Here is a 12004-nt window from a genome sequence, read left to right as displayed (position 1 = left end):
AAAACTCAAGAAAATCAATTTTTATATGCATGTTTTTAATTCTGCGCGGTTGTTTTGCTTGTGTAATGCATATAAAAAGCCAAAAACGGCTTTTTTATATGCGTTTTCGTGTTTTGGAAAGTTGAAAAAGCCTTATCCTTCCAAAAATTTCAGCAAATCTGACATTTTATTGTGCGCGTCTTCCTTGCCGAGCTCGTAAAGTTGGGCGATTTTCTTTTTGTTGCTTTCTATGTCCGAAATCTTGATGAGACGGCTCGGGCGGTAGATAAAGACTTTGCCCTCGGATTCGAGCTTGGCGAGCTTGTCGAGTGCCTGGTTGTAGCGAATATGGCGCGTGGCGACTGCTTCGACGAATTTCGGGTAATGGCGGAATGCGAGCTTAACGAGCGGGAGGGCCTTGTTAAGCTTTTTGCGGTAGCCGAGTGGGCGCGTAAGAATTACGACGGCGCGTTCGAAACCGCTTTTGAACATGGGTTCAAACGGAATGCTGTCGGCGACGCCTCCGTCCAGAAATTTTTTCCCATGGATCTCAACGATTTTGCTTAAAATCGGGAGGCTTGCCGATGCGCGAATGCGGTTCATGTCGTCTTCGTTACGGTAATCCAGAATGCGCGGGTATTCGGCTAGGCCTGTTTCGACGTCGGTCATGCAGACGCGAAATTCGGTCTCTTGGCACTGTGCGGCGAACTTGTCAAATTCAAACGGGTCAATTTTGTACGGAATTTGCTTGTAGCAATAGTCAAAAGCAAAGTAGTCGCCTGTGAAAAGCAGGTTCCTGAAACTCATGTAGCGCGGGCTCTTGGAGTGCACGGTATCGACGCGAAAGTTGCGCCCGATTTGCCCCGAGAGGAAGCTGCACAAGTGCGTGGCGCCTGCCGATGTGCCGCAGGCACCGCCAAACTTGATTTCTTTGTCGGCGAGTATGTCAAGAACTCCGCCGGCGTACGACCCGCGTAAACCGCCGCCCTCGACGACAATGGCTGTGTTTTTGTACTTCATAAAAAGACCCAAATCCAATTGTAATAATCTATATAATTGGCCGGCGCTTTTACATTACTTTAAACTTATTTTTGTGTAATTTGTATTGACTGTATCCAAGCGTAATCTTTGGGATGGTCCACGAATTTTTCGGGATTTTGAGCGTGTGAGGCCAAAAAATCATCGCGTGTCATCAAAATGAAGTCATCCACTTCGCCTGGCTGCGGAACGAGATGTCCCAATTCTTCATCGGAAAGCGTTATCTTGTACGTGTCGTAATATTCGTTGTCGAAATACGTTCCGTTGTTCAGGACATTCTCGTGGGTCGCTTCAAAAAGGTATTCTAGATCTTCGGGGCGCTTGGTAATTCCCATCTCCTCGCGGAGTTCGCGGACGCCTGCGTGACGGCTGTCGTCGCCTGCCGAAATATGCCCTGCGCAGCTCGTGTCGAGCAGGTTCGGGTTGTTTTCTTTGAGGTGGCTCCGGAGCTGAAAAACGATTCTGCCGTCGGGTGCAAATGCCCAAATGTGGACGGTGCGGTGCCAAAGGCCTTTTGCATGGACCTCTGTCCGACCGCGGGTATACCCTGCCGGAGTGCCGTCGCTGTTCAAAATGTCTATCATCTCTTCTGCCATATTCGCCACCTGCGGTTTGAGGATTTGCTGAAGAATATAGCAATGTTCCCGAAAAAGTATTTATATTACCTATAGCAGGGGAGCGATGCTCGGAATGGTATATCTATCATTTTTTGTGATTAATCTAATATGAATAATCTATTAGTCATTATCAATCTCCTATGCTACATTTGGGTGCGAAAAAAAGAAGGTGTATAAAATGGACTGGCTAATTGACCTGTTTGCAAAGCCCTCCGTAGGGCAACAAGTACTCGCGCTATCCTTGACGGCTGCCATCGGCATCATGCTGGGTAAGGTTAAGGTGAAAGGCGTGAGCCTTGGGGGAGCTGGCGCTCTTTTCGTGGGAATCCTTCTCGGTCATATCGGAATGCGGATCGAGCCCAGCGTTCTTCATTTTATGCAGGAATTTGGTCTCATTCTCTTTGTCTATACAATCGGTATGCAAGTAGGCCCGGGCTTTATTGACTCCATAAAGCGACACGGTCTGGTGCTCAACATTCTTGCGGTGAGCATTGTCCTCCTGGGTGTACTTGCTACCGTTCTTATTTACTTCACGACAAGTATGCACGATAACGTGCCGGTGCTGATTGGCATGCTTTGCGGTGCCGTGACGAACACTCCCTCGCTCGGTGCTGCAAACTCGGCGCTTACGGCGGCTGGCGTGGACGCTTCACTCACGGGCGTTGGCTATGCGGTGGCTTACCCGTTCGGCGTGATTGGCATTATTCTTGTGATGATTCTTGTGCGCTTGTTCTTTAGGCAAAAGCCGGAAGTTGCTGCCGCAGAATACCAGAAAGAAATTGCAGAACAGTCCAAGGAAATTGTCTCTTGCACGCTCCGTGTGGATAACGTAAATCTTGTGGGCTGCAAGATCAAGGACATTCCGGGCCTTATCTCTTCGGGTGCTGTGGTGACGCGCCATGCTCGCGACCAGGTGATCAACATGCCGAAGGGCGATATGACGCTTGAACTCCATGACTTGGTGCATGTCGTCGGAATGCCGGATGCGATTGAAAGCTTGCAGAAGATTATTGGCGAAAAGCAAGAAAATCCGATTACACTCCAGAAGTCGAATTTGGCGGTCAAGACGATTCTCGTGACGAACAAGAAAATTCTTGGCAAGAGCATTCAGCAGCTTGCGCTCAATGACCGCTTTGGCGTGACCGTGAGCCGCGTGACGCGTGGCGGATTCAAGTTCACCGGGCGCCTTGATATCCGCGTGAAGTTTGCGGATAAGTTGCTCGTGGTCGGTACGCCGGAAAGCATTGCCGCTGCAGCAAAGGAATTGGGTGACTCGCTCACGGCACTTGACCATCCGGAAATTCTCCCCGCATTCCTTGGCATTTTCCTTGGCGTGATTGTCGGTAGCATCCCAGTCGCGATTCCTGGAATGCCGACCCCGCTCAAGCTCGGCCTTGCTGGCGGCCCGCTTATTGTCGCGATTATCCTTAGCCGTAAACGTAAGATTGGCCCGCTCAACTTCTTCATGGCAAACAGCGCAAACCTCATGCTCCGAGAACTCGGCATTACGATATTCCTCAGCTGCGTGGGCCTCAATGCCGGCATCAAGTTCTTCGATGTGCTCTTGAACGGCGACGGATTCTACTACATGGCGCTCTCGGCAATTATCACATTCTTCCCGCTGATGATTGTGGCGATTGTTGGCAAGGCTGTGTTCAAGGTCAATTACCTCTCGCTTTGCGGTGTGCTTGCAGGTGCAACGACAGACCCTCCGGCTCTTGCGTTCGCAAACGGACTCAGCAATTCCGAAGCGACAAACGTTGGTTACGCATCTGTCTATCCGCTTACGATGCTGCTAAGAATCTTGAGTGGGCAAGTGCTCGCGATACTGCTAATCTCTTAAAGCGTTGGCGAGATGCGCGGTTGAATGTATATCAAGATGCGCGCGGCACGATAACAGTTTTTGGTTTTCCTGGTCATAACAAAGGGCGGCTCGAAAGAGTCGCCCTTTTCATAAATGTTCAAGACAATATCCAAAAATGTGTCAAAAGTTTTTAATCGTTGTTTGTTGCATTTTTCGGTGCGTAATCGCTTGGAATATTGTCGCCAAAAATACGATTACGTTCTTCTTGTATATTATCGTAACCGTAACTGGTATTTAGATTTACTGATTTGTAGCCGTATTTTCGTTCTAGCGGGATTGCCATAAGCGTTGCTGAAATCGTGTTCCCATCATCTGTTTGCGTATTGGGGATGAATCGTTCCTTTATGTCTTGTGCCAAATCGTTGGTGCTTTTATTTGTGCTATAGTAATTGATTGTAGCGTCGACAAGTTTATACACTCCTCTGCTGTAGGGGTCAAATTGTTTGCCGATTGCGCTTCTGAAATCATTGGCGTTGAGCAACCGTCCTAAGTCTTTCATATACATTTTTTTGTTTATTGCCTTGAGTTCTTGGACAATGTCTTTTAAGAAGATGTATTTTTGAATTTTTTTGTCTTGCAATACATCAGAAGCGTTTGCTCTGGATGTTCCCTTGTTCATAAAGTCGATTTCGTCAAGTAATTCTATTACGGAATCTCTGATTTCGTTAGGAATGAAATCTATTTTGGATTTGATGATGCTGCTTATTTGAACGAGTTTTTGCAAACCATGCTTTTTTGATGGTGAATCCGATATGTCTTCTGCGTTGTAACTTCGACTTGAAAAGTCGGCTCTTAAGGATATTGTTTCAAATGATATTTTCTGTTGTTCGAGAAATGCGGCTATATCGTTGTTGAGAATTACGTTCCCAAAGAATACGATTTGTTGGGGTTTTAGGATCTTGATGATTTCTTCGAATAGTTCGGTGGCTATTTTCTTGTCATTTGGATTGATTTTGGTGCTGTTTCGAACTATAGAAAAGGGTAGAAAGTAGTAAAAGGCGATGTCCTCTATATTGTGCTTGGGAAGGTGCATGCGGATTCGTTTACGTAATCTTGTACTGGCGGGTGTGTTGCCTAAAAGGGTTTTTTGGGGTACAGAAACAGAGTCGAATTCTTCGACATGCTGAAGTAAGCTTTCTTTTGATGAAAAAATATTGTTCGCTATAGAAATGTTTTTTGGGGTATCTTCGGAATAGGCAAATTCTACGGTTAAAACCCTTTTGTTTGAGTCGAAGTAGTTTTCGCCTATATAGGGGATGAATTTGGGGAAGGGATTGAATAAGTTGCTGAGTTCTTTTTGTGCGACTATACTGCGAATTAACCCTGTAGTTGTTTCCATGGCGTTTTCCTATGCTCAAAGTCTATAGGAGAATATAGTAATTACGGAACTATTTTAGGTGATAAATAATTATAACACTATCTAAAGTAATTAAAATTTAACAGTTTGAGGTATTGACATAGTTAAAATGTATGTATACATTTGGAGCGTGAAAACAAGGAGATTTGAAATGGCTCAGAATTGTAAATGGGACGACTTGGTTTTTAGTTCGAAGTGGAACTGCTATGCTCGTCGTGTGATTGAAGTGGCGAATCCCGCAGTCGAGGTCACTGATTCGTTGATACGAATCGGTTGGCGGCAAATCCAACAGTCAATTGCATTGGAGCGGCAGCTTTGCAGCAATGATAGGACTGAGGTGATTTTGCCCGTTGATGGATTAGGGGAGAAGGTGTTCTTGCGTGCGTGCCGACGACGAGGTTCAGGCCCGTTCCCGTATATTATGAAAGACGTGCTGAGGTTTCAGGATGTCGATTGGAGTCGTTTTGAACCCAATCGGTCTTCTAAGGGTGTGGACGTTGGGGCGTTGATGAACATTGCAGTGAAGGCTGTACAAGGCGATTCCCTAGCTTACGCAAGTCATCATGCTTTGGAACACCACGATCGACTTTGGGGATTGAAGGTCCCTGATAATCGGGAAAAATCTGTGGCGCTGATTAAACGGGTCGTTTATCAGTCCGTCCGGTGTGCTGCTGGCTGCTTGTCGTCTGTTAAGCTAATGATTTATCGCCGTGATGTTCAGCTGGCAATTCCGGTGGTTGGTGATTTTGATAATGAATATAAACTACATTCTGAGATCTTTCTTGTTCTTCGATTCCATGGAAGGGCTGAAGTTTATTGTCCTACCTTTTTGACGCGGGAGCAAGTGTTGCTGGATGTCTCCCTGCCACGAGAATTCTTAAAGAAAAAAGCTGCATAAAGTGGCTGAAAAAAACTTAAACAAACAATCCAAACCGAAAAAAATTATCAAGGAGTAAATATGGTTACATTCAATAAATTCATATCCGTTGGAACCTTAGTATTTGCAGGTCTCCAATATGTGTCAGAGGTGATAGCCCTCTTCAAGGGAAGGAGGTAGCCAACAAAAATGCCTTTGCAGGGGCTCTTAAAGCCCTCCTGTAAAGGATTTTTAAACAAACTAATTATAGGAAACTTTATGTCACAAAATATTTTTGATTTCATCTTCTCCATCGCTAAGGAGCGTTTTGATTCTGGCCGCCCGACGAGGATCCCGGACGTAACGGTCATGGCGAATGATGCTGGATTTAGAACGCGAAAGGGTAAAACGTACCAAGCCGGCGCTCGCGGTTTCTACCGTGTTGTTGCGGACGCCTGTAGATTCTTTCAGCGAAAGGGGAATCCGGAGTACTGGAAAATCCGAGAACTGTTAAATTCTTCTGGCCGGTATAGCTGGAGAAAGGGCAGGTAAAGGTGGATCCGGTTCTTTTGAATTGGCTCGAAAAACTTATGCCTCCCGAGTATCGTAAGGTAGAGAAAGAGACCTGCGATGAAAAGAAGGTCTATTTTGCCCGTGAATCGGAGGAATCTTTGATTCTTGCGATGGCGTGCAAAATAACTCGTAGGAATTTCCTGCCTGAGATACGTTCCTTTGGTGGCGCAGATTGGCTTAGGTCTTTGGAAAAACATGACTCCTGTATCGTCGATTTTCGCGATGTGGTGGTAAACGGTGTGCTTTGCCGCTATTACATTACGAAGGATCAGGCGAAGGAAAAAGTGTGCTACTTCCTGAATTTGTATGTGTGTAAAGGCCGAAAGATGTTTTGCTTGTTTGTGTCTGGCGTGGAACGTGGTGATTCATACCAACGAAGGTCTATTCACGAGGACGAGTATCGCAAAATTGTCGCTGACATTTTCGGAACCTCCTCAGAGAATACCGGGTATGATTACATATATAGGACGCCACGTGAGGGGTGTTGCTTTAGCATGGGCGAGGATCAGTTTTATGATGATCTCTATCCAGAACATCCGCTAACGCAGCTGAGGCTTTTAGTAAAGTCTATTGTGTATAAAGTTGGTAAAGTTGGCGCAAAGGAGGCTGCATGACAGCTCGAAATGTAACTGTGGAAAATGAAGTCGTTGAACATAGCTGGACTGCGGATTGCATCCGTGCTGGTTCTGTTGACGAAATCGTTTTGGCGGTTCGTGCCTTTGCCGAAGATATTGAAAGAATGGCTCGAGAAAACCCTAGCACGTGCATCGCTTTGGATTGTCGTGCGGGGACGTTTGGGGCTTTTAAGATGCGTTCTCTGTCGCAATTGGATGGTCAATTGATGGCGGAAACGAAATAAATCCTAATAAATGTGTTGTGGGGCGGGACTCCGGTTGGGGGCCCCGCTTTTCTTTTAAAAACGAGGATTTTAAAATGAACAAAAAAAGACCTCCGTTGGCTCCTGTAGTGCGCTTCAAGCTTTTTATTGTTTTTGTGGGTATGGCAATAATTTGGTATTTCGCACAGATGTTGGTGTACGTGGAGGTGCTAATTATTTTGAAGAGGCTGGGTGAACGTTTTTAGACTTTTTTACAGTAAAGTTACAAATCGCCGCTTGCCACTATATTCAAATATTGATACATTAATGCATAACCCTTGAAAAGGCCTCAGGCATCCGAAAAAAATCGGATGCTTTTTCTTTTTTTCAAAACTAGGAGGCTAAATGAGTCAAGAAAAAATACGCTCGCGTGACCACGATGGATTCTTCCGCTATGTGTATAGCATTCCCAAGAATGCCAAGGCGCTGTTGAACATCTGCAGTAAAAACAATAGCGATCTTGATAGGATTCTTGCAGGTGTAAACTTGGATACGCTTGTGCGTCTGCCGGACACCTACAGCGAAGTTGGCGAGCGCGGCGAGGCGGACATTGCGTTCAAGGCGCATCTTTCGGGAGGCGGTGAAATTAATGTCGGCATTCTTTTGGAACATAAGTCCAAACAGGAGAAGAGCATGCTTAATCAGGTTGGGCGTTACGCTCTTCGAGTCATCTTGGATCACGAAGACGAAGTGTTCAGCTGGATTCCGACGAAGGCGATTATCATTTATAATGGTCCTACCGGATGGGATCCTTTGGCGGAATTTCGCAAAAGGGCTCGTGCCAAATTCCAGGGTAATGAGCTTCCTTTTGAGTGCGTGCTTGTGAATCTTGGCGCAGCTGACGATGTTGCCTGTGTTGAATCCGAATCCCCTGCGGCGGCTGTCGGGGTAATGGCGATGAAATACGCTTTCAGTCCTGAAGGCTTTAAGTCGGCTATCTCGAATGTCGAAACTATTCTTCGTAAAATGTCTAGCGCTGAGCAGGCTACCCTTGTTGAGAAAATCATACTATATTTAGGAGAGTATATTGACGAAGGTACCGTGGAGGAACTTCAGATGGCATGGAAAAGTATCGGACAGAGAATGGGCTTTGTAAGCGCCGGGGATGCCCGCCGTGCCGCTGAAAAAGCTGGTCGGGAAGAAGGCTTGAAAAAGGGGCTTGAAGAAGGACGTAAAGAAGGCTTTGACGATGCTTTAGATGCTATGCGCAAGCTTGGAATTCCTGAAGAAAAAATTCAGGAAGCGAAAGCGATGCAAGAAAAGTCGAAGGTCAAATAATTCGGCGTTTTGAAATTGCATTTAGAGAAAGAGCTGCTGCAAAGAATGCAACAGCTCTTTCTTGTAATATTGAAAGTAAAGATTGTGTTTTTAGCTTTTACCCTTGCTCTGCTTTCTTCTTGTCCATGTGTGCGAAAATACCGGCGAGGATTGTTCCACTGATGGAATGGTAGGCGCAGCTGATGGCGCACGGCACAACGCAGAGGGCTGCTTCCGGGTGGAGGGCGAGATTCTCCGGGTTGGCGAAGAATGCTCCGGCGAGGACTGTTGCCATGCCTGCGTTCTGCACGCCGACTTCAATAGAAATAGTACGCTTTTTGGCGGTGTTGAATTTGAACAAGCGACCGACATTGTAGCCGAGCACGTAGCCGAGGCCGTTATGCAAAAATACCACCGCAAGGATGAGCGCGATAAGGCCAAATCCGTTCGCAAAAAGTTGCGGGCGAACGGTCACGATAACGCCACCGACGATCAATGCAAGGCCGATAACGCTCACGGCGGGCATGTTCGATTGGAATTCCTTGAAGCCTGCGCGCTTGCCGAAGAAGTAGTTGCAAGTGAAGCCGATTGCAATCGGGAATATGGTCACGTAAAGGATGTTGAGGAACATGCCGACGGCGTTCACTTCGATGCTCGTGTCAGCGAGCCAAAGGACCAAAAGCGGGGTCATGAGCGGAGCGAGAAGTGTGCTTGCCATGGTCATGCTCACGGAATAGGTCACGTCGCCTTTAGCCAAAAAACTCATAACGTTACTTGAAACGCCACCTGGGCAGCAACCGACTAGGATGATGCCGATGGCCAAATACGGGTCAAGCCCGAAGACTTTCGTGAGTGTAAATGCGACGAGCGGCATGATGGTGTATTGTGCAACCGCACCGAGGAAAATGTCGCCGGGACGTTTCATCAAGTTGCGGACGTCGTCCATGGTAATGGTGAGGCCCATGCTGAGCATGATGATGCCGAGAATAATCGAGCTTGTGTTGCCGTGAACCCAGCCAAAAAGCGTCGGGATGAAAAACGCGATGACCGCGCATGCGATGACGAAAAGCGATGTGTATGTCGATAAAAAGCGGCAAACAGCCCTTATTAAATTAAGCATTGTTATATCCTTCTTTTTGAGGTGCCTTAAATATAGGCATATATGCGGGATGTGGCTAGATAATAAGAAAACGGCACCGAATGTCGGTGTCGTTTTTTGGTGTATAGAGGTGTAAAAGATTAGACTTTTTCGAGAGCCTGCGTGAGGTCGGCGATGATGTCTTCGACATTTTCGATACCCACGCTGAAGCGGATGAGGTCCGGTGCAACGCCTGCTTCGATGAGCTGTTCGTCGCTGAGCTGACGGTGCGTGTGGCTTGCCGGATGCAGCACGCAGCTGCGGGCGTCGGCCACGTGGGTCACGATGCAGATCATCTTGAGGCTATCCATGAACTGGATGGACTTATCACGACCGCCCTTGATGCCGAACGTGAGAACGCCGCACGGGAGGCCGCCCTTGAACTGCTTCTGGGCGAGTTCATGGTACTTGTCGCCTTCGAGGCCAGCGTAGTTAACCCAAGCGACCTTCGGGTGGTTCTTGAGGAACTTGGCGCAGGCGAGAGCGTTTTCGCAGTGACGCGGCATGCGGAGGTGCAACGTTTCGAGACCGACGTTCAGGAGGAATGCGTTCTGCGGAGACTGGATAGAACCGAAGTCGCGCATGAGCTGTGCGGTTGCCTTCGTGATGTAAGCGCCCTTGCCAAATGCCTTGGTGTAAGCGAGGCCGTGGTAGCTCGGATCCGGTTCGGTGAGGCCCTTGAAACGGTCGTGGTTTGCTTCCCAGTCGAAGTTGCCGCTGTCAACGATGCAGCCACCGACTGCCATGGCGTGGCCGTCCATGTACTTGGTCGTGGAGTGGGTCACGATGTCAACGCCGAATTCAATCGGACGGCAGAGAATCGGGGTCGGGAAGGTGTTGTCGACGATCATCGGAACGCCGTGCTTGTGGGCGATATCGGCGAAGCGCTTGAGGTCCAGGACCTTACCAGCCGGGTTTGCGACGGTTTCGCCGAAGACGCACTTGGTGTTCGGGCGGAAAGCCTTTTCGATTTCTTCGTCAGAGGCGTCCTGGTCCACGAACGTGCATTCGATGCCGAGCTTCTTCATCGTCACGGAGAAGAGGTTGCTCGTACCGCCATAAATAGCGGAAGTGCTGATGAAGTGGTCGCCGGATTCGCAAATGTTGAAAACGGCGTAGAAGTTTGCGGCCTGACCGGAACTCGTGAGCATAGCAGCCACACCGCCTTCGAGAGCGGCGATCTTGTTAGCGACGGCGTCGTTAGTCGGGTTCTGCAGACGGGTGTAGAAGTAGCCACTGGCCTTCAGGTCGAACAAGTCGGCCATGTCATTGGTGGTTTCGTACTTGAACGTGGTGCTCTGGTAGATGGGGAGAACGCGCGGTTCGCCGTTTTTCGGCTGCCAACCGCCCTGAATGCAAAGAGTTTCGATCTTGGACATTTTTTTAGAATCCTTTATAAATTATTTATGGCCTGTAATATAGTTAGATTCTATAGCTTGGTCTAGTGAAAAGATTTTCGAAAATGGCGGAAAAACAGAAAGTATTGGCAAAATTAGGTAAAAGTTATAGATGGTAATAGGAAAACGTTATAACTGTGAAATGTATTTTGAACAGCTTCTTTTGTTTTTAATGCCGTTTATTTTATGAAAAGATGTCGTGTTTCGCGTTTTTTTTGTAAATTAAGAACAAAGAAAGAAAAATGCGCTTCTCGAGAAATATTTTTTGCTCAAGTGTTTTGGCACTTTGTCTTGTCGCATGTAGTGACGACTCCGTTGCGATAAATGATGCTATTGTTGCGATTTCCTCTAGCTGTGAAACGTTTAACGAATCGTCTAGCGAAATGTCTGGGAACAGTGTGGTTTCTTCGAGTGATGCGTTGTCGTCTGAAAACTTGATTTCTTCAAGTAGCGAGGTTGAGGCTACGTCTAGTACTGCGGTTTCATCTTCTTCGGTATCTCGTTTTGAAGGAATTGTTTTTCGAAATGGTGACAAGAAAACAGCTGTTCAAATGTCTGACATCGATTCTGTTAAAACTCAGGCCGCGGGGCGTTTTTGGCTTGTGATGAGGGATCCCCTAAACCAAAAAGAAACAGAATCCCTTGAAAATATTGGAATTTACAGACAACGTTGCTATGAAGGCTATTGGTATTATCTGTATGACTATAATGGTCCCTCCCGAGATGATTTGGGGTACATGTGTCTTTGCCTTATGAAGGCGGAAAAAGATGTCCAAAAGAGTGCTATCGATTCACGGATTAACGAATTCTACAACTCATTTGATGCGGATGAAACGGTGGCGGAAGGCATTGTCTGGGAATCCCGAGATCAGAAAACGGTGGTCAAAAGATTTGGCGATGATTCCCTTATGACGCAAGCCGCAGGGCGTTTTTGGCTTATTACGGATTATTCGTTGAACAAAGAAGCAAGAGCATCTCTTGAAGCTTTCGGAGTAGAAACGCTAAGCTGTTCTGCTCTCCATACCGAAAGTTTGGACATGGGCATTTGCTT

11 protein-coding genes are annotated in these 12004 nt (G+C 47.1%); 6 read left to right on the top strand and 5 right to left on the bottom strand.

What is annotated here, in order from left to right:
• Positions 1–132: 132 nt before the first annotated feature.
• Positions 133–999 carry a patatin-like phospholipase family protein gene (locus B3A20_RS14350; RefSeq protein WP_290766210.1) on the bottom strand — a complete coding sequence of 289 codons (867 nt, stop codon included), beginning with the start codon at positions 997–999 and terminating at the stop codon, positions 133–135.
• Positions 1000–1064: 65 nt separating this feature from the next.
• On the bottom strand, positions 1065–1613 hold the full coding sequence (locus tag B3A20_RS14345) for an NUDIX hydrolase (RefSeq protein WP_290766208.1): 549 nt from the start codon (positions 1611–1613) through the stop codon (positions 1065–1067).
• A gap of 199 nt (positions 1614–1812) precedes the next feature.
• On the opposite strand from B3A20_RS14345, the gene B3A20_RS14340 reads away from it, so the two are divergent.
• Positions 1813–3477, top strand: coding sequence for a putative transporter (locus tag B3A20_RS14340; RefSeq protein ID WP_290766205.1), 1665 nt, complete (start codon positions 1813–1815; stop codon positions 3475–3477).
• 151 nt (positions 3478–3628) lie between these two features.
• On the opposite strand, the gene B3A20_RS14335 is transcribed toward B3A20_RS14340, so the two are convergent.
• On the bottom strand, positions 3629–4837 hold the full coding sequence (locus tag B3A20_RS14335) for a hypothetical protein (RefSeq protein WP_290766203.1): 1209 nt from the start codon (positions 4835–4837) through the stop codon (positions 3629–3631).
• Between the two features lie 169 nt (positions 4838–5006).
• On the opposite strand from B3A20_RS14335, the gene B3A20_RS14330 reads away from it, so the two are divergent.
• The 4 genes from B3A20_RS14330 (at position 5007) to B3A20_RS14315 (ending at position 8439) form a co-directional block, all read left to right on the top strand.
• On the top strand, positions 5007–5753 hold the full coding sequence (locus tag B3A20_RS14330) for a hypothetical protein (RefSeq protein WP_290766201.1): 747 nt from the start codon (positions 5007–5009) through the stop codon (positions 5751–5753).
• A 512-nt stretch (positions 5754–6265) separates the two neighbouring features.
• Positions 6266–6898, top strand: a complete 633-nt coding sequence (locus tag B3A20_RS14325) for a hypothetical protein (RefSeq protein ID WP_290766199.1) — start codon at positions 6266–6268, stop codon at positions 6896–6898.
• Positions 6895–7143 carry a hypothetical protein gene (locus tag B3A20_RS14320; protein ID WP_290766196.1) on the top strand — a complete coding sequence of 83 codons (249 nt, stop codon included), beginning with the start codon at positions 6895–6897 and terminating at the stop codon, positions 7141–7143. Before B3A20_RS14325 ends, B3A20_RS14320 begins: the two co-directional genes overlap by 4 nt.
• A gap of 363 nt (positions 7144–7506) precedes the next feature.
• Positions 7507–8439, top strand: coding sequence for an Rpn family recombination-promoting nuclease/putative transposase (locus B3A20_RS14315; RefSeq protein ID WP_290766194.1), 933 nt, complete (start codon positions 7507–7509; stop codon positions 8437–8439).
• Between the two features lie 97 nt (positions 8440–8536).
• Here B3A20_RS14315 and B3A20_RS14310 read toward each other — a convergent pair whose 3' ends face one another.
• A complete protein-coding gene (locus B3A20_RS14310; RefSeq protein ID WP_290766192.1) occupies positions 8537–9538 on the bottom strand; it encodes a bile acid:sodium symporter family protein in 1002 nt (333 codons plus the stop codon).
• Positions 9539–9657: 119 nt separating this feature from the next.
• Positions 9658–10935: an O-acetylhomoserine aminocarboxypropyltransferase/cysteine synthase family protein gene (locus B3A20_RS14305; protein WP_290766190.1), complete on the bottom strand. Its 1278-nt coding sequence runs from the start codon at positions 10933–10935 to the stop codon at positions 9658–9660.
• 296 nt (positions 10936–11231) lie between these two features.
• Between B3A20_RS14305 and B3A20_RS14300 the strand changes: the two genes are divergently transcribed.
• On the top strand, positions 11232–12004 hold a 773-nt coding region (locus B3A20_RS14300), incomplete at its 3' end, for a hypothetical protein (RefSeq protein WP_290766187.1).

The organism is Fibrobacter sp. UBA4297 (genome assembly GCF_002394865.1).
Lineage (GTDB): Bacteria > Fibrobacterota > Fibrobacteria > Fibrobacterales > Fibrobacteraceae > Fibrobacter.
The sequence above is the reverse complement of the archived record's forward strand: the minus strand, read 5'-3'. Positions and strand labels throughout refer to the sequence as shown.